Source organism: Bordetella pseudohinzii, from assembly GCF_000657795.2.
Taxonomy (GTDB): domain Bacteria; phylum Pseudomonadota; class Gammaproteobacteria; order Burkholderiales; family Burkholderiaceae_B; genus Bordetella; species Bordetella pseudohinzii.
In genome coordinates this window covers 140,689-158,362 of sequence record NZ_JHEP02000006.1, presented here as the reverse complement: position 1 = coordinate 158,362, position 17,674 = coordinate 140,689, and the positions used below count along the sequence as shown (strand labels likewise).

The following is a 17,674-nucleotide window of genomic DNA, read 5'->3' as shown; positions in this document are numbered from 1 at the left end:
CTTGCCCCGGCCGGGCGGCCCGCCCCGCGGAATCGCATTATCATGTCCGTTTCGGGCCCATCCTGGTCCCGCGGCGGGCTCGCCAGGCCGGCCGCCAGGCGCGCAGAATGGCTTCATTCCCCACTCTGGTTCCTATCACCATGAAGACAGCCCTTATCCTCATCGACGCCCAGGAGTCCTTCCGCCAACGTCCGTTTTGGGATGCCAGCGAGCTGCCGGCCTTCGTCCGCAACACCCAGGGCCTGATCGATGCCGCCCAGGCGCGCGGCATCCCGCTGCTGCAGGTCTTCCATATCGCCGAAGGCAATCCGCAATCGCCCTTCTCGCCGGCCTCCGGCCATGTGCGCACGCTCGCAGAGCTGAACGTGGCGCCCACCGCGGTCTTCCACAAGACGGTGCACTCCTCCCTGTTCGCGCGCGCGGCCGACGGCGGCACGCTGCAATCCTGGCTGGAACAGCATGGCATCGAGCGGATCATCGTGACCGGCATCCGCACCGAGCAATGCTGCGAAACCACGGCGCGCCACGCTTCGGACAGCGGCTACAAGGTGCGCTTCGCCACCGACGCCACCCTGACCTTCGCCATGCAAAGCCCGGCCGGCAAGCACTACACCCCGGCCGAGATCCGCGATTGCACCGAACTGGTGCTGGCCGGACGCTTCGCGCAGATCGTGCCGGCCGCGCGGGCCCTGGACGACTGATGCAGGCCACGCCGGTCTATTTCGTGGTCCAGGAGGGCATCGTCCTGCTGGACCTGGCCGGCCCCGCCGAGGCCCTGCGCATCGCCAACCGGTTCGCGCCAGGCCGTTACCAGCTGCATTACTGCGGCCCGCAAGAAGAAGTCGAGAGCGGCCTGCAAGGCCTGTACCTGTCGCGCCTGGCGCCGTTGCCCGAACGCCTGCCATCCCATGCCCTGGTCGTGGTGAGCGGCCTGGTCGGATCCCAGTACGCGCTGGACCGCCCCGATCGCCGCGCCCTCATCGACTGGCTGGCGCGCCGCGCGCCGGCCGACGGCTTTGACATCATGTCGGTCTGCGCCGGCGCCCTGATGCTGGCGGCCGCCGGCCTGCTTGACGGCCGCGACTGCACCAGCCACCACAGCTGCCTGGATGCGCTGCGCGCCCTGGCGCCCGGGGCCCGGGTGCTCGAAAACCGCATCTTCGTCGAATCGGCCGGGATATGGACCAGCGCCGGCATCACCGCCGGCATCGACCTGGCCCTTTATCTGGTGGCGCGCGATTGCGGCCCGCGCGTGGCCAGCGCCGTGGCGCGCGAAATGGTGGTGTACATGCGCCGCGCCGGCAGCGACGCGGCGCTCTCGCCCTGGCTGGACCACCGCAACCATCTGCACCCCGGCGTGCACCGGGTGCAGGATGCCGTCCTGCGCAATCCGGCCGCGGACTGGTCGGCCCAGGCCCTGGCCGACCAGGCGCATACCAGCGCCCGCCATCTCAACCGCCTGTTCTCCGAACACGCGGGCTGCACGCCCATGGACTACCTCTACCAGGTGCGCCTGGCGCTGGCCAAGGAATTGCTGCGCGAGACCCGCCTGGACCTGGAGCGCGTGGCAGAACGCGCCGGTTTCGGCTCGGCCCATCACATGCGGCGCGTCTGGCGCCGCTACGAAAAACAGCCGCCCAGCGCCTTGCGCGCCGGGGCCTGATGCTTCACTCCTTGCGCAGCTTGCCGCCCGAGGGCCGCAGCGGCCCTTGCATCTCGCGGATGGCTTCGACAAACTCGCCGATATCCTCGAAGCTCTTGTAGACCGAGGCAAAGCGCACATAGGCCACCTTGTCCAGGCGCTTGAGCTCGCTCATGACCAGCTCGCCGATGTGTTCGCTGGGCACCTCGCGCGCGCCGCTGGCCAGCAAGGTGTCCTCGATGCGCGCCACGGCGCCATCGACTTCCTCGGTGCTCACCGGCCGCTTGCGCAGGGCAAGCACCAGGCTGCCGCGCAGCTTGGCCGTGTCGTACTCGCTGCGGCTGCCATCGCGCTTGACCACGGTGGGCATGGCCAGCTCGACCCGTTCATAGGTGGTGAAGCGTTTATCACAGGACAGGCAGCGCCTGCGCCGCCGTATGGTGTCGCCCTCTTCGGATACCCGGCTATCGACCACCTGGGTATCCGCATTTCCGCAAAATGGGCACCTCATCTCGCTCCCCCGTGCCTGTAATCGCGATATTGTAATGACAGCTTCACGCGCCACGCGCCAATCGGGGATATTTGTTGCGTCCGGTGCACAAATATGCGCCCATCCCCGCGCCGCGCGCTGCCTTCCAAACAAAACGGGCCCCGCTAGGGGGCCCGTTGCCTGGCAGCGCCGGGATTACTTGGCGCTGTAGACGGGCAGACGCGAGGTCAGCTCGTTGACCTTGGCGCGCACGGCGGCGATGTTGGCCTCGTCGCGCGGGTTTTCCAGCACATCGGCGATCAGGTTGGCGGTCAGCTCGGCCTCGGCTTCCTTGAAGCCGCGGGTCGTCATGGCCGGGGTGCCCAGGCGGATGCCGCTGGTCACGAAGGGCTTTTCCGGATCGTTCGGGATGGCGTTCTTGTTGACCGTGATGTGGGCCTGGCCCAGGACGGCTTCGGCTTCCTTGCCGGTGATGCCCTTGGCGCGCAGGTCGACCAGCATGACATGGCTTTCGGTGCGGCCGGACACGATGCGCAGGCCGCGCTTGACCAGGGTTTCGGCCAGCACCTTGGCGTTCTTGACGACCTGGGCGGCGTAGTCCTTGAACGCGGGCGACAGGGCTTCCTTGAAGGCCACGGCCTTGGCGGCGATGACGTGCTCCAGCGGGCCGCCCTGGATGCCGGGGAAGATGGCCGAATTGACGGCCTTCTCGAACTCGGCCTTCATCATGATGACGCCGCCGCGCGGGCCGCGCAGCGACTTGTGCGTGGTCGAGGTGACGAAATCGGCGTGCGGCACCGGGTTGGGATAGTGGCCGCCGGCCACCAGGCCCGCGTAGTGGGCGATGTCCACCATGAGCAGGGCGCCGTTGTCATGGGCGATGCGGGCCATGCGCTCGAAGTCGATATGCAGCGAATACGCCGAGGCGCCCGCCACGATCAGCTTGGGCTTGTGCTCCTTGGCCAGCGCCTCGACCTGGGCGTAGTTCAGGACTTCGTTTTCGTCCAGGCCATAGGGCAGGAAGTTGTACAGCTTGCCCGAGGCGTTGACCGAAGCGCCGTGCGTGAGGTGGCCGCCTTCGGCCAGGCTCATGCCCAGCACGGTGTCGCCCGGCTTGAGGACGGCCATGTAGACGCCCTGGTTGGCCTGCGAGCCCGAATTGGGCTGCACGTTGGCGGCCTCGGCGCCGAACAGCTCCTTGAGGCGGTCGATCGCCAGCTGCTCGACGATGTCCACGTACTCGCAGCCGCCGTAGTAGCGCTTGCCCGGATAGCCTTCGGCGTACTTGTTGGTCAGCTGCGTGCCCTGCGCCTGCATGACGGCCGGGCTGGCGTAGTTTTCGGAGGCGATCAGCTCAATGTGCTGCTCTTGGCGTTCGTCTTCTTTCTGGATGGCGGCCCAAAGATCGGGGTCCACCTTGTCGAGGGTGAGCTTGCGGTCGAACATGGAGGGAGGTTCCTGGAACGGAGAAAGGGCAAAAGCAATGCCGCTAGTGTACCCCGTCCGGGCCGCCCATCCCGGCCGGGATGGGGGCAAAAACCGGCAATCCGTTGGCAAAAACCGCCAACCCGCCGCTTACTGGAAAACGGCTCATGCGAGCCATGAGCCAGGCTCATGTTTGGCCGGCGCCGGGGCGCCGGCCGACCGCCCATCAGGACGCCGAGGTGTCGCCGATCTGGCGCGGCGCCAGCGCCGGGTTGAGCGTGTAGGTGCCCGTGACCGCGGCCTGGGCCAGCACATGGCCCTGCATGGCCTTGAGCACATCGGCGCCCGTGAACTTGCCCTGCACGTCCAGCTTGGCCACATCCAGCGCGTAGAGCGTGAAGACGTAGCGGTGCACGATGGCGTCGTTCCAGGGCGGACAAGGGCCGTCGTAGCCGAAATAATCGCCGCTCATGTCGCGGTCGGCGGCAAACCAGCCGGTGTAGTCATTCAGGCCCTGGCGCGCCTCGTTGGGCGCCAGCGGCCCACCCTTGCCGCGGGGCGTGATGCCGCTGGAAAACGCGCCTTCCTGGATTTCTCGCAATTCTGGGGCCAGATCAATCAGGACCCAGTGGAAGAAATCCACGCGCGGCAGCGAGGCGGGCACCTCGCGGCCGTCCTGGTTGACGTCGTCCGGCTTGGACGGCACGTCCGGGTCATGGCAGAGCAACGCAAAGGACTTCGTGCCCTCGGGAACGTCGTCCCACGAGAACTGCGGATTGAAATTGTCGGCCAATGCAATACGGGATTGCGGGTCTATCCTGCCGAAGGCGTAGCGCTCGGGGATGGACTCATTGTCGGCAAAAGACAGGCTCGCGAGTTTCATGGTCGTGCTCCTTAATCAAACCGCTGGCGCCAGGCCAGTCACGCCACCAAGTTAACACGCGCAAACTTCCGTTTGCCGACTTGGATCACATACGAACCCGGGGCCAATTGCAACGATCTGTCTTCGACCTTGACGCCGTCGATCTTGACGCCGCCCTGCTCCACGGCGCGCTGCGCCTCGGAACTGGAGGCGCACAGGCCGGCCTCGCGCAGCACGCGCAGCACGCCCATGGGCGCGCCCGGCAGCTGGACCTCCGGAATATCGTCCGGGATAGCGCCGTCGCGGAAGCGCGCCTCGAAATTGGCCAGCGCCTGTTCGGCGTCCTTCTGGCTATGGAAACGCGCGATGATCTCCTGGGCCAGCAGCACCTTGGCGTCGCGCGGATTGCGGCCGGCATCGATCTCGGCCTTCAGGGCGGCGATATCCTCCAGCGAACGGAAGGACAGCAGCTCGAAATAGCGCCACATCAGGGTGTCCGAGATCGACATCAGCTTGCCGAACATGGAGTCGGGCGACTCGGAAATGCCGATGTAATTGCCCTTGGACTTGGACATTTTCTCGACGCCGTCGGTCCCCACCAGCAGCGGCATGGTCAGGATGCACTGCGGCTCCTGGCCGTATTCCTTTTGCAGTTCGCGGCCCACCAGCAGGTTGAACTTCTGGTCGGTGCCGCCCAGCTCCAGGTCGGCCTTGAGCGCGACCGAGTCGTAGCCCTGCATCAGGGGGTAGAGGAATTCATGCACGGCGATGGGCACGCCGGTCTTGAAGCGGCGGGTGAAGTCCTCGCGCTCCATCATGCGCGCCACGGTGTAGCGCGACGCCAGCTGGATCATGCCGCGCGCGCCCAGCGGGTCGCACCACTCGGAGTTGTAGCGGATCTCGGTGCGGGCCGGGTCCAGCACCAGGCTGGCCTGGGCGTAATAGGTCTGGGCGTTGTGCTCGATCTGCTCGCGCGTGAGCGGCGGGCGGGTGGAATTGCGGCCGCTGGGGTCGCCGATGGTCGAGGTGAAGTCGCCGATCAGGAAGATGACCGAATGGCCCAGGTCCTGGAGCTGGCGCATCTTGTTCAGCACCACGGTATGGCCGAGGTGGATGTCCGGCGCGGTCGGGTCCAGGCCCAGCTTGATGCGCAAGGGCACCCCGGTGGCGCGGCTGCGCGCCAGCTTGCGGGCGAACTCGGACTCCACCAGGAGTTCGTCGCAGCCGCGACGCGCGACACGCAGATCTGCTTCAACTTCGGGAGTGATGGGAAATTCGGCTTGCGACATGATGATAGGACCCGGAAGACGGGAGTTAAGCGAGAAAAAGGTGTAAAAACTGTAGAAATCTGTCGAAAATTCTAGCTTATTCGGCTAGGATACTGCCCTAATCATACGCAACTGTCATATTCGTGCCGGTTGACGTCCCTGCTAGCCGCCCGTTCTTCCAAAGTCAGTCCACGATACCGCCGCCTCGGCGCAACCCACCTTCAGCCCACAGGCCGACAGGGGGATAGCCGCGGTCAGGCGTTATTTGTGCATTTGTACCCATCTAAGGTCCGCCTAATGAATCGAGGCTTCAACAGTCTGGTGCGTAGCCTGAGCCGCAAGGTTGCCGCCCTGTTCGCCCCCGCCGTCGAACCCGGAACCTCCCGCGGCGGCGCGCTTGTCCGCCGCACCCTGGTTGTCTCCGCCCTTGGCCTGTTCGCCGGCGCCGCCGCGCTGGGCATGGTCCAGCAGCCCGACCGCACCGAACTCCCTCCCCTGCGCCTGATCAACAGCGAACTGCCGCTCGAACCCGGGCAGATGCAGGTCAGCGCCAGCGCCCCCGCCCCCTACATCAGCGAAACCCGCATCCGCTCCGGCGACACCCTGGCCAGCGTGCTGCAGCGCCTGGATCTCGACGACAGCAAGCTGCAGGGCTTCCTGACCCACGACGCCAGCGCCCGCAGCATCTACCGCCTCTATCCGGGCCGCTCGGTGCAGGCCGCCACGGACGAGCAAGGCAACCTGGTCTGGCTGCGCTACATCCACACCCCGGGCAACGAGGTCGACGGCCAGGTCTACACCAAGATGCTGCACGTCCAACCCGAGGGCGAGGGCTTCAAGGCCGAGGAAATCACCGAGAACACCGACCTGCAGACCCGCGTGGCCGTGGGCACCATCCGCTCCTCGCTGTTCGCGGCGACCGACGCGGCCGGCATCCCCGATTCGATCACGCTGCAGATGGCCGACATCCTCGGCGCCAAGATCGACTTCCTGCGCGACCTGCGCCAGGGCGACCAGTTCCGCGTCGTCTACGAGGTCCGCTCGCACGATGGCCGCTATGCCGGCGCCGGCCGCCTGCTGGCGGTCGAGTTCATCAACAACGACAAGGTCTACAACGCGGTCTGGTTCAGCGCCGACAACAAGAGCGGCAGCTACTACGACTTCGATGGCACCAGCCTGCGCGGCGCCTTCCTGCGCACGGCCCTGAAGTTCACCCGCATCAGCTCGACCTTCGGCATGCGCATGCACCCCATCCACCGCACCTGGACCGGCCACAAGGGCGTGGACTATGCGGCGCCCTCGGGCACGCCCATCCACAGCACGGCGGACGGCACGGTCGAGTTCGCCGGCTGGCAGAACGGCTACGGCAATGTGGTCATCGTCAAGCACCACGGCAAGTACTCCACGCTGTATGCGCACCAGAGCCGCATTCGGCCGGGCCTGAAAAAAGGCGACAAGATCGCCCAGGGCGACCTGGTCGGCTATGTGGGCGCCACCGGTTGGGCCACCGGCCCGCACCTGCACTACGAGTTCCGCATCGACAACCAGCCGGTCGATCCGCTGTCGGTGGACCTGCCCGTGGCGCGCAAGCTGGAGCCCGCCGAGGCCCGCGCCTTCGCCAAGACGGTCGCGCCCTTCAAGCAGCAGATCCAGCTGCTGACCGAATTCCAGCAGACCCTGCCGGAATCGATGACCAACGTGGCCAGCCGCTGAGTCCGGCCATGACGCGATCCGCCAACGGCCCGAGCAGCCCGCTGCCGGGCCGTTGTTTCATCGGCCTGATGTCGGGCACCAGCATGGACGGGGTGGACGGCGTGCTGCTGCGCCTGGACCCCGGGCCACAGCTGCTGGCCAGCACCAGCCTGGACATGCCCGAGGCGCTGCGCGCCGCCTTGCTGGCCCTGAACACCAGCGGCCCCGACGAGCTGCATCGCGCCGCGCTGGCGGCCAATGACCTGGCGCGCCTTTATGCCCAGGCCTGCGAGCGCCTGCTGGCGGCCAGCGGCCTGCCGCGCGAACAGGTGCGCGCCATCGGCGCGCATGGCCAGACCGTGCGGCATCGCCCCGACCTGGGCTATACCCTGCAGCTGAACGCCCCGGCGCTGCTGGCCGAACAATGCGGCATCGACGTCGTGGCGGACTTCCGCAGCCGCGACGTGGCCGCCGGCGGCCAGGGCGCGCCCCTGGTGCCGCCGTTCCACGACGCCATGTTCAACCACGGCGCGCCGCGCGCCGTGCTCAATCTGGGCGGCATCGGCAACGTCACCCTGCTGGCGCCGGGACGCCCCCCGCGCGGCTTTGATACCGGTCCGGCCAATGTGCTGCTCGATGCCTGGTGCCAGCTGCACACCGGCCAGGCCTACGACCGCGACGGCCTATGGGCCGCCGGCGGCACGGCCGACGCCGGCCTGCTGCGGCATCTGCTCGATAGCGAACCCTGGTTCGCGCTGCCCGCGCCCAAGTCCACCGGGCGCGATCTCTTCGGGCTGGCCTGGCTGCAGCAGCGCCTGGCCAGCCATGGCCGCGCGCTCAAGCCTCAGGACGTGCAGGCCACGCTGGTGGCCCTCACGGCCCAGACCGTGGCCCGCGCCGTGGCCGGCGAGACGCTGACCAGCTTGCTCGTCTGCGGCGGCGGCGCGCGCAATCCAAGCCTGATGGCGGCCCTGGCGCAGGCCCTGCCCTGCCCGGTCGCCCCGACCGACAGCGAAGGCGTGCCGGGCCAATGGGTGGAGGCCATGGCTTTCGCCTGGCTGGCCCGGGCCTGTGTCGACCGCCAGGCCGCCGGCGTGCCCGAAGTCACCGGCGCGCGCGGGCCGCGCATCCTGGGCGCGCTGTACCCAGGCCGCTGAGGCAAACAAAAAAGCCCCCGAAGGGGCTCTTGGCTGGCGGACGCGCGCGGCCTCAGACCGAGAAGGACGAACCGCAGCCGCAGGTCGTCGTCGCATTGGGATTGCGGATGACGAACTGCGCGCCTTCGAGGTCTTCTTTGTAGTCGATCTCGGCGCCCACCAGGTACTGGAAGCTCATGGGGTCGACCAGCAGCTGCACGCCTTCCTTGTCGAGCACGGTGTCGTCTTCATTGACGACCTCGTCGAAGGTGAAGCCATACTGGAAACCCGAACAGCCGCCGCCCTGCACAAAGACGCGCAGCTTGAGCTCGGGGTTGCCCTCTTCGGCCAGCAGGTCCTTGACCTTGGCGGCAGCCGAATCGGTGAAGATCAGCGGCGCCGGCGGGGGAGCTTGAAGATCCACGGTTTCGGTAACAGCATTCATGTTTACACTCCTGGCCGCGAGGGCCGAATTCCGGATGGCGGCCTGGGCCGCGCGAATAAGATCACTATAGCGCAGCCGGGCCGCGCCTCAAAATTCCAATTTGACATTTCGCGTGGCGCGCACCGTTCCCTCTTCGAGAACCGTGACCGTCACGCTTTCGGGGACGAAGCCCTCGGGCAAGGCCAGCACGCCCTGGCTGCGCTGGAACTGATCGAAATTCAGGGCCAGCAAGCCCGTCCCGTTGCCGCCGTTGGCCCCATTGGCCACCGTGGCGGCCGGCGCTTCTTCGGCGGGCACGGCCTGCGCGGCCGCCGGCGGCAGGACGGCCGCGGGCGCCGCGGCCTCGTCCGTCTTGACCTGCTGCGGGCTGAGTTCGACGGTCACCATCTGGCCCTGCTGGATGCCGTTGGCCTGGAAGCGCAGCTCGCCGCTGAAGGCGCTCTCGCCGCCGCGGCCGCTGCGCATCAGCAGCACGCGATACCGCAGGCCGCTGCCGACGCGCGAAAACTCCGCGCCGCGGATATCGATGGAGCCCGCCGGCCCCGGCGGCAGCAATTGCTCATAGAAGGCCAGCTGGTCCCGCACGCGGCCCACCTCGGCCTGCGAGGCGCGCAGCTGGGTCTCGAGCTCCTGGCGGGCGGCCCGCTCGACGGCGATTTCGCCATCAGCGGTATCGAGCTGGGCGCGCAGAAAGCGCGCCTCGGCCTCGCGCTGGCGCAGGCTGGCATCCTGGGCCTGGACCTGCTCCTCGGTGAGCATCACCATCTGCCCAGGCCGGCCCGGCCCCAGGGCGTATTGATAGCCCAGGCCGGCGCCGGCGGCCAGCCCCAGACCCAGCGTGAGCGCCATCCAGGCCACGCGCCGCCACCCGCGTTTGCGGGGCAGAACAGCGGAAGCGGGATGCTCGGACATGGATGCTCAGGCCCGGGCGCCGCGGGCGCCCCTGGGCGGACTGCGAAAAATCAAGGAAGAATGGCGACCTGGTCCAGGCCGGTAGCCTCGGGCAGGCCGAACATCAGGTTCATGTTCTGCACCGCCTGGCCCGCCGCGCCCTTGACCAGGTTGTCCTGGATCACCAGGATGACGAGCTGGTCGCCATTGCCCGGACGCTGCACCGAGATGCGCAGGTTGTTGGAGGCGCGCACGGAGCGGGTCTCGGGCAGGCTGCCGGCCGGCATCACGTCGATGAAGGCCTCGTCGGCATAGCGGGCCTCGAACAGGGCCTGGAAGTCGGTGTCGCGGGCTTCGGGCAGGATGCGGGCATAAATGGTGGAGAACATGCCGCGGATCATGGGCACCAGGTGCGGCACGAAGGTCAGGCCGACCTTGCCGCCGGCCAGCTTTTCAAGCTGCTCGACGATCTCGGGATGATGGCGGTGGCCCGCCACGCCATAGGCCTTGAAGTTATCGCTGGCCTCGGAAAACAGCGAGCCCACCTCGGCCTTGCGGCCGGCGCCCGAGACGCCCGACTTGCAGTCGGCGATCAGGGTCTGGGTATCGACCAGCTTCTTGCCGCCTTCGATCAGCGGCGCCAGGCCCAGGATGACGGTCGTGGGATAGCAGCCCGGGTTGCCGATCACCTTGGCGCCGGCAATGGCGGCGCGATTGAGCTCGACCAGGCCGTAGGCCGACTGGCCGGCCAGGATGTCCGGGCAGCTATGCGGCATCTTGTACCAGCGCTCGAACATCGCGGTGTCCTGCAGGCGGAAGTCGGCGGCCAGGTCGATCACGCGGGTGCCGGCGGCGGTCAGCTCCTGGGCCTGGGCCATGGCCACCCCATGCGGCGTCGCGAAGAACACCACGTCGCAGTCGGTCAGCGTGGCCTTTTCCGGCGCGGAAAAAGCCAGCTTCACGCGGCCGCGCAAATTGGGGTACATGTCCGCCACGGGCAGGCCGTCTTCCTTGCGCGAGGTGATGGCGGTGAGTTCGACATTGGGGTGCTGAGACAGCAAGCGCAGCAGCTCGACGCCGGTATATCCGGTGCCGCCGACAATGCCGACCTTGATGCGGGAATGACTTGCTTGGGCCATGGTAGCTTTTCCTGGGTGTGAGGCACGCTGGAGTGTGGCACTGGGCGCGACACGCCTGAATGAATTGTATCGCTCCGACACCCGCGGCCATCCTGAGGACTGCCGCAGGGTGAGACAGGCTAGGCGGCCCAGGGTTCCCCCGGGGCCGGGCCTAAAAGCAAAAAGGCCGCTTGCGCGGCCTTTTTGCATACAGCGATTAACGCTTGCTGAACTGCTTGCGGCGGCGCGCCTTGCGCAGACCGACCTTCTTACGTTCAACTTCGCGCGCGTCGCGGGTCACGAAGCCCGCTTGCGACAGCGCCGGCTTCAGGGTCGCGTCGTAGTCGATCAGGGCACGCGTGATGCCGTGACGAACCGCGCCAGCCTGGCCCGTCTCGCCGCCACCGATCACGTTGACCTTGATGTCGAACGATTCGAGGTGGCCGGTCAGCGCCAGGGGCTGGCGCACGACCATGCGGCCGGTTTCGCGAGCGAAGAACTCGTCGACGGGCTTGCCGTTGACGACGATCTTGCCCGTACCCTTCTTGATGAAAACACGAGCCACCGAGGTTTTGCGACGGCCGGTTCCGTAGTTCCAGTTACCGATCATGGCGTTTCCTTAGATATCCAGCGGCTTGGGCTGCTGAGCGGTGTGCGGATGCTCGGCACCAGCGTACACCTTGAGTTTCTTGATCATGGCGTAGCCCAGCGGACCCTTGGGCAGCATGCCCTTGACGGCCTTCTGGATGGCGCGGCCGGGAAAACGCTCTTGCATTTTCTCGAAGTTCGTTTCGCGGATACCGCCCGGGTAGGTGGTGTGGCGGAAGTACTTCTTGTCTTGCGCCTTGGTACCCGTAACGACGATATCGGAAGCGTTGATGATGACGATGTAATCGCCGGTATCAACGTGCGGCGTGAATTCGGGTTTGTGCTTGCCACGCAGACGGCGTGCGACTTCGCTGGCCACACGACCGAGGACTTTGCCCTTGGCGTCGATCACAAACCAGTCACGCTTGACTTCATGCGGCTTGGCCACAAAGGTCTTCATGATGGTTCCTAGAATTGAATAAAGGTTGCCCGCCAGAACATCCTGGCCGGGGTCTTTCCCGATGGCAAACCCGTGGCACTGCCCCGGGAACTGGCCGCCCGTCTAAGCGTTATTACCCGCCCGTACTGGTGACCTTAGCCATGTTCAAGCCAAAGCCGGAACAAGGGAAAGCTAGCTAGTTTAGCACGTCTGCTCATTTTTTGTGCAAGCGCGCCGCGGCATGGCATCCCGGGCTGGGAAAAACAAAACAGGGACGCACCTATCGGCGCCTGCGCAAGGCCAGGGCCATGCTCATCAAGTACTGATCGTAGGCGTTTTCGCTGATCCGGAACCAGGGCAGGAGATCGTCCCGGAAGCCCATGTAGTTCTCGTACAGGGCCTTGAACTTCGGATCCTTGTCCGACAACGCCTGATACACCTGGGCGCTGGCCTCGAAGGCGGCGTCCAGCACGGTGCGCGGAAAGGCGCGCAGCTCGGCGCCAGCCGCGGTCAGGCGGCCCAGGGCAGCCGGGTTGCGGGCATCGTAGCGCGCGGTCACGCCCATGTGGACGGCGCGGCTGGCCGATTCGACCGCCGAGCGGTAATGCTTGGGCAGTTTTTCCCAGGCGGCTTCGTTGATATAGAGCGAGGCTTGCGCGCCCCCCTCCCACCAGCCCGGGTAGTAGTAATACCTGGCGAGTTTCTGCAGGCCCAGGGCCTCGTCGTCGACGGGGCTGGCGGCCTCCACGGCATCCAGCGCGTCCTTCTCGAACGAGGCGGCCAGCTCGGCGGCGGCCACCTGCTGCGGCGCCACGCCCAGGCGCGCAAGCACCTCGCCTGCCAGGCCGGAGGTCAGCATGCGCAGGCCCTTGAGGTCTTCGAGGGTCTTGATCTCCTTGCGGCTCCAGCCGCCCATCTGCACGCCCGTATTGCCCATGGGCAGGTTGACGACCTTGTGCGGCTTGAACAGCTCGCGCGTGAGCTTCAGGCCATCGCCCTCGAACATCCAGGCATTCATCTGGCGCGCATTCAGGCCGAAGGGCACGGCGGAATCAAAGCACAGCGCCGGTTCCTTGTCGAAGTAGGCGGAAGAGAAACCATGCCCGCAGTCCACGGTGTTGTTGGACACCGCGTCCAGCAGCGGCGTGTCCGGGGCGGCCTCGCCGGCCGGGGACTGGCGGATGCTGAACTTGCCGCCGGTGGCCTCGTCCACATACTTGCAGAAGGCCTCGCCGGCGCCATGGAGCGTCTCGAGCTTGGGATTGAAGCTGGAGGCCAGGCGCCAGCTCACCGAAGGCATGTCCTGGGCGAAGACCGGCGCGGCCACCACGGCGCCCCCGGCCACCGCCCCCATGCCTGCATGCTTCAAGAACGAACGACGTTGCATCTGTTGGCTCCTCGTCTCTTGAGACTACCGAAGATAACCCGCAATGCATATTACACGCCGCCATGGCGGCCGGGGCGGTTCAAGCCGCCGGCCGGGCGGGATCGTCGACGTAGAGAATCAGGTCCCAGAGCGTGGCGTCGTGCTGCCGCAGGCGCAGGCGGCCGCGCCCCAGCTCCCGAAAGAAGGCGCACAGCTCCAGCACGTCCTTGGGGTAGTGATAGGCGGCCACGGCCACCCGACAGTCCGGCCGGGCGACATGGCCGATGGCGCCCTGCAGCACTTCCAGCTCCCCGCCTTCGACGTCGATCTTCAGAAGGGTGATGGGGTCGGGCACCAGAGTATCGAGCGCCACACAAGGCACGGACTCGATATGCGCCGCATTGGCCTGGCGCCAGGCCGGGTCGCATGCCGGCGGCACCAGGCGGGAGCCATCCTGGATGAGCGGATCGGTGTAGAAATCGACGCTGCCGCCATGACGCCCGCAGGCAAAGCCGCGCGCCACCCGCGCGGGCAGGAAAAACCTGAGCTGCTTGAGGTGGGCGAAATCGACCGCGTTGGGCTCCAGGGCCCAGAAACGGGAGCGCTCCAGGTCGTCGACCAGGCTGGCCAGCCTGAGCAGCTCCGCCCCATTGGTCGCGCCCACATCCACGTAGTTTTCCCAGGCATGGGGCACGAAAGAATCCGCCTCGTTCAGGCCATTGAAGTACATATGCGCGAAAGGCGTCGCCTCGCGCTGCAGCAGATGGCGATCCAGGCTGGCCAGCGCGGCCAGCCGCGCGCGCATCGCGCCCTGGGAGCGCGCGTCCATGTCCTCGACCAGGGCGAGGTAGTCCGGCAGCCGGCCCAGCGTCAGCTCGCGCTCCTCGGCCAGCGGCGTGTAGAGCATGGGACGGTTGCGCTCGGCCAGATAGGCCAGGTAGTCGAAGGTCCAGGCGCGGAACCTGTGCAGCAGCATTTGCTCCTCGGGCGTTGCGCAGAACGTCAGCATGCCTATCCGGCCGCCGCCGCGCATCTGCTGCTGAAGCACGTCGGCCAGGGGCCGGTACTCGCCCGCCCCCGGCCAGCGGGCATCGGCCAGCCAGGGCAGGCTGGAAGGCGCGCCCAGCGTGCAATAGCCCAAGAAACGGGGATCGTCGCGATAGATGCCCGACAGCAGGTGGTGATGGGCGCGCGTCATGGTGCTGGCGGCGCTGTGCGCGTAGACGTAGAACCCTTCGAGCTGGCGGATGAAGCGCAGCCGCTCGTCGCCCTGCGCGCGCAGGGCGGACCAATCCAAGACCGACATCGGGGGACTCCTGGCGACGCCCCGGCAATGGATCGATCCAGGGCACCCAACTCAGGGCACCCAACTCAGGGCACCCAACTCAGGGCACCCAACTCAGGGCACCCAACTCAGGGCACCCAACTCAGGGCACCCAACTCAGGGCACCCAACTCAGGGCACCCAACTCAGGGCACCCAACTCAGGGCACCCAACTCAGGGCACCCAACTCAGGGCACCCAACTCAGGGCACCCTGGACTTTGGAAGTGTGGCCGCCGCGGACATGCCCTGTCTGCCGGCCGCGTCGCCGAGCCAGGAAAGAAATTTCTCTTTGAAAACAACAGCCTGCCCGGGCTTTCGGGCAGGCTGGCGGCGGCGTCAGGCGCCCGCGATGGACATCTGTTCGATGAGGATGGAACCCGTGGTCTTGGTGCCGCGCGACAGCGTGTCGGCGCCGACCGCCACGATCTGGCGGAACATATCGGCCAGGTTGCCGGCGATGGTGATCTCCTCCACGGCGTGCTGGATTTCGCCGTTTTCGACCCAGTAGCCGAAAGCGCCGCGCGAGTAGTCGCCGGTGAGGTAGTTCACGCCCTGGCCGATGAGCTCGGTCACCAGCAGGCCGGTGCCCAGTTTTTTCAGCATGGCGCGGAAGTCGTCGTCCGGACGGGTCAGGCGCGAGGTCAGGGACAGGTTATGCGAGCCGCCGGCATTGCCGGTGGTGCGCATGCCCAGTTTGCGCGCGGTATAGGAGGACAGGAAATAGCCTTCCAGGGTGCCGGCGGCCACCACGCGGCGCGCGCGGGTGCGCACGCCTTCGTCGTCAAAGGGCGAGGAGCCCATGGCGCCGGGCACATGCGGGTCTTCGAGCACGTCGATGTGGTCGGCGAAGATGGGTTTGCCCAGGGCGTCGACCAGAAAGCTCGCCTTGCGGTAGAGCGCGCCTCCGCTGGCCGCCTGGGTGAAGGCGCCCAGCAGGCCCAGGGCCAGCGGCGCCTCGAACAGCACGGGCGCCTTGGTAGTGCGCAGGCGGCGCGCCGACAGGCGGGCCAGCGTGCGTTCGGCGGCGTAGCGGCCCACGGCCTCGGGCGAGGCCAGGCGGGAGGGATCGCGCTCGGAGGTATACCAGTAGTCGCGCTGCATATTGCCGCCGCGCCCGGCGATGGGCGCCACCGACAGGCTGTGGCGGCTATAGGCATAGCCGCCCAGGAAGCCGCGGGTATTGCCCATGACGAACTGGCCTTCGTAGGTGTTGACGCCGGCGCCGTCGGTGTTGGTGATGCGGCGGTCCACCGCCCGGGCGGCGCGCTCGCCGCGCAGGGCCAGCTCGGCGGCCTCTTCGGTGCCGATGGCCCAGGGATGATGCAGGTCCAGGTCGGCGTGGTCGGTGGCCAGCATGTCGGCATCCGGCAGGCCGGCGGCCTCGTCGGCGGCCGTATGGCGGGCGATGTGCCAGGCCGCCTCCACTGTCTGGCGCAAGGCCGCCTCGGAGAAATCGGAGGTGGACGCCGAACCCCGGCTCTGGCCGGCGTAGACCGTCAGGTCCAGCGAGCGGTCGCGGGTCTGCTCGACCGTTTCGATATCGTTTTTGCGCACCGAGACCGACAGGCCCAGGCTTTCGGAGACTTCGGCGGCGGCGTCGCTCGCGCCGACCTGGCGCGCATAGGCCAGCACCTGTTCGACGAGTTCGGAAAAACGCGCGTGGTTCGCGGCGATCGGCAGGGAGGAGGAGGAAGTGACCATTGCTGTCCAATTTGCAGAGACGGTTATCATAGCCAAGTCCGTCTTTTTGCAGTGTCCCATGAGCTTTCCAGACTCCGAAACCCCCGTCGATGACGACGGCTACGATGAAAACGGCTACGACCGGCCCAGCAAATCCCAGGTCAAGCGCGATATGCACGCGCTGCTGGACCTGGGCAAGCAGCTGATCGGCCTGTCCCCCGAGCGTCTGCGCCAGCTGCCGCTCGAAGAGCGGCTGTACGAGGCCATCCGCGAAGCCCAGCGCACGACCAGCCGCGAGGGCCTGCGCCGCCAGACGCATTACGTGGGCAAGCTGATGCGCGCCGCGCCCGCCGACGAAATCCGGCACCAATTGGACGTCTGGGAAAACGGCTCGCGCGAGGAAACCGCCGCCATGCACCGCCTGGAAGGCCTGCGCGAGCGGCTCATCCAGGACGACGAGGCGCTGACCGACCTGCTGGCGCGCTACCCCGGGGCCGATGTCCAGCACCTGCGCGCCGTCATCCGCGCCGCCCGCAAGGAAGCGCAGCACAATGCCGCCCTGCAGCAAGGCCAGGAGCCGCAGCGCAAGCAATACCGGGCCCTGTTCCAGGCGCTCAAGTCCCTCACCCAATGATCGCCCCATGAGCCAAGACCTGCTGGACTGCATCGAAGTCGAAACCGGCGCCAATCCCGCCCATGCCGTGATCTGGCTGCATGGCCTGGGCGCCGACGGCAATGATTTCGTTCCCGTGGTGCCCGAACTGGGCCTGCGCACGCCGGTGCGCTTCATTTTCCCGAACGCGCCGGTGGCGCCGGTGACCATCAATGGCGGCATGGCCATGCGCTCGTGGTACGACATCCTGGTCATGGACCTGGTGCGCCACGAAGACGCCGCCGGCATCCGCGCCTCGGAAGCCGCCATCCAGAAGCTGATCGCGCGCGAAAACGCCCGCGGCATACCGACCTCGCGCATCGTGCTGGCCGGCTTCTCGCAGGGCTGCGCCATGACGCTGCATACCGGTCTGCGGCTGCCCGAGAAGCTGGCCGGCATGGTGGGCCTGTCGGGTTATCTGCCCTTGATCGATACGGCCCGGGCCGAGCGCCTGCCGGCCAACGCCGATACGCCCATTTTCCTGGCCCACGGCCTGTACGACCCGGTCGTGGCGCTGGCCCGCGCCGAGGCTTCGCGCGCAGCGCTGCAGAGCCTGGGCTATGCGGTTCAATGGCATACCTACCCCATGCCGCACTCGGTCTGCCTGGAAGAAATCCAGGATATCGGCGCCTTCCTGCGCGACGTGCTGCGCTGAG

The 17,674-nt window shown here is 67.1% G+C and carries 18 protein-coding genes; 6 read left to right on the top strand and 12 right to left on the bottom strand.

Going from position 1 to position 17,674, the window contains the following annotated elements; translation table 11 throughout:
- Positions 1–140: 140 nt before the first annotated feature.
- A complete protein-coding gene (locus L540_RS09985) occupies positions 141–701 on the top strand; it encodes a cysteine hydrolase family protein (protein WP_043209800.1) in 561 nt (186 codons plus the stop codon).
- Positions 701–1,663 (top strand): GlxA family transcriptional regulator, encoded by a 963-nt coding sequence (locus L540_RS09980; RefSeq protein WP_043209802.1) that lies wholly within the window; start codon positions 701–703, stop codon positions 1,661–1,663. The genes L540_RS09985 and L540_RS09980 overlap by 1 nt, the downstream gene beginning before the upstream one ends.
- Positions 1,664–1,667: 4 nt before the next feature.
- Here L540_RS09980 and nrdR read toward each other — a convergent pair whose 3' ends face one another.
- The 4 genes from nrdR to tyrS all read right to left on the bottom strand — a co-directional run bounded on the left by nrdR (position 1,668) and on the right by tyrS (position 5,708).
- Positions 1,668–2,153, bottom strand: a complete 486-nt coding sequence (gene nrdR / locus L540_RS09975) for a transcriptional regulator NrdR (protein ID WP_043209805.1) — start codon at positions 2,151–2,153, stop codon at positions 1,668–1,670.
- A 174-nt stretch (positions 2,154–2,327) separates the two neighbouring features.
- Positions 2,328–3,578 (bottom strand): serine hydroxymethyltransferase, encoded by a 1,251-nt coding sequence (gene glyA / locus L540_RS09970; RefSeq protein WP_043209807.1) that lies wholly within the window; start codon positions 3,576–3,578, stop codon positions 2,328–2,330.
- A gap of 205 nt (positions 3,579–3,783) precedes the next feature.
- The gene (locus L540_RS09965; RefSeq protein ID WP_043209809.1) at positions 3,784–4,440 is read right to left on the bottom strand and encodes a YbhB/YbcL family Raf kinase inhibitor-like protein; all 657 of its coding nucleotides are present in this window, start codon (positions 4,438–4,440) and stop codon (positions 3,784–3,786) included.
- Positions 4,441–4,478: 38 nt separating this feature from the next.
- Positions 4,479–5,708, bottom strand: coding sequence for a tyrosine--tRNA ligase (gene tyrS, locus L540_RS09960; RefSeq protein WP_043209811.1), 1,230 nt, complete (start codon positions 5,706–5,708; stop codon positions 4,479–4,481).
- A gap of 276 nt (positions 5,709–5,984) precedes the next feature.
- On the opposite strand from tyrS, the gene L540_RS09955 reads away from it, so the two are divergent.
- Both L540_RS09955 and L540_RS09950 read left to right on the top strand, forming a co-directional pair.
- A complete protein-coding gene (locus tag L540_RS09955; protein WP_043209813.1) occupies positions 5,985–7,400 on the top strand; it encodes a M23 family metallopeptidase in 1,416 nt (471 codons plus the stop codon).
- Between the two features lie 8 nt (positions 7,401–7,408).
- Complete coding sequence (locus tag L540_RS09950) at positions 7,409–8,536, top strand: anhydro-N-acetylmuramic acid kinase (protein ID WP_043209816.1); 1,128 nt, start codon at positions 7,409–7,411, stop codon at positions 8,534–8,536.
- A 52-nt stretch (positions 8,537–8,588) separates the two neighbouring features.
- Here the strand turns inward: L540_RS09950 and erpA are convergent, their stop codons facing one another.
- The 8 genes from erpA to pmbA all read right to left on the bottom strand — a co-directional run bounded on the left by erpA (position 8,589) and on the right by pmbA (position 16,387).
- Positions 8,589–8,960: an iron-sulfur cluster insertion protein ErpA gene (gene erpA / locus L540_RS09945; protein ID WP_029580200.1), complete on the bottom strand. Its 372-nt coding sequence runs from the start codon at positions 8,958–8,960 to the stop codon at positions 8,589–8,591.
- An 87-nt stretch (positions 8,961–9,047) separates the two neighbouring features.
- Positions 9,048–9,872, bottom strand: a complete 825-nt coding sequence (locus L540_RS09940; RefSeq protein ID WP_043209819.1) for a DUF6776 family protein — start codon at positions 9,870–9,872, stop codon at positions 9,048–9,050.
- A 50-nt stretch (positions 9,873–9,922) separates the two neighbouring features.
- Positions 9,923–10,990 carry an N-acetyl-gamma-glutamyl-phosphate reductase gene (gene argC / locus L540_RS09935; RefSeq protein ID WP_043209821.1) on the bottom strand — a complete coding sequence of 356 codons (1,068 nt, stop codon included), beginning with the start codon at positions 10,988–10,990 and terminating at the stop codon, positions 9,923–9,925.
- Between the two features lie 196 nt (positions 10,991–11,186).
- Positions 11,187–11,579: a 30S ribosomal protein S9 gene (gene rpsI / locus L540_RS09930; protein WP_012418608.1), complete on the bottom strand. Its 393-nt coding sequence runs from the start codon at positions 11,577–11,579 to the stop codon at positions 11,187–11,189.
- A 9-nt stretch (positions 11,580–11,588) separates the two neighbouring features.
- Positions 11,589–12,017: a 50S ribosomal protein L13 gene (rplM, locus tag L540_RS09925; protein ID WP_029580197.1), complete on the bottom strand. Its 429-nt coding sequence runs from the start codon at positions 12,015–12,017 to the stop codon at positions 11,589–11,591.
- Between the two features lie 259 nt (positions 12,018–12,276).
- Positions 12,277–13,383, bottom strand: a complete 1,107-nt coding sequence (locus tag L540_RS09920; protein WP_043209824.1) for a TRAP transporter substrate-binding protein — start codon at positions 13,381–13,383, stop codon at positions 12,277–12,279.
- A gap of 79 nt (positions 13,384–13,462) precedes the next feature.
- Positions 13,463–14,668 carry an FkbM family methyltransferase gene (locus L540_RS09915; RefSeq protein WP_043209826.1) on the bottom strand — a complete coding sequence of 402 codons (1,206 nt, stop codon included), beginning with the start codon at positions 14,666–14,668 and terminating at the stop codon, positions 13,463–13,465.
- Positions 14,669–15,022: 354 nt separating this feature from the next.
- Positions 15,023–16,387 carry a metalloprotease PmbA gene (gene pmbA / locus L540_RS09910; protein WP_043209828.1) on the bottom strand — a complete coding sequence of 455 codons (1,365 nt, stop codon included), beginning with the start codon at positions 16,385–16,387 and terminating at the stop codon, positions 15,023–15,025.
- 58 nt (positions 16,388–16,445) lie between these two features.
- Here pmbA and yjgA point away from each other — a divergent pair, with 58 nt between their 5' ends.
- Complete coding sequence (gene yjgA / locus L540_RS09905) at positions 16,446–17,000, top strand: ribosome biogenesis factor YjgA (protein WP_043209830.1); 555 nt, start codon at positions 16,446–16,448, stop codon at positions 16,998–17,000.
- Positions 17,001–17,007: 7 nt separating this feature from the next.
- Positions 17,008–17,673, top strand: a complete 666-nt coding sequence (locus L540_RS09900) for an alpha/beta hydrolase (protein WP_043209833.1) — start codon at positions 17,008–17,010, stop codon at positions 17,671–17,673.
- The last annotated feature ends 1 nt before the right edge of the window (position 17,674 follow it).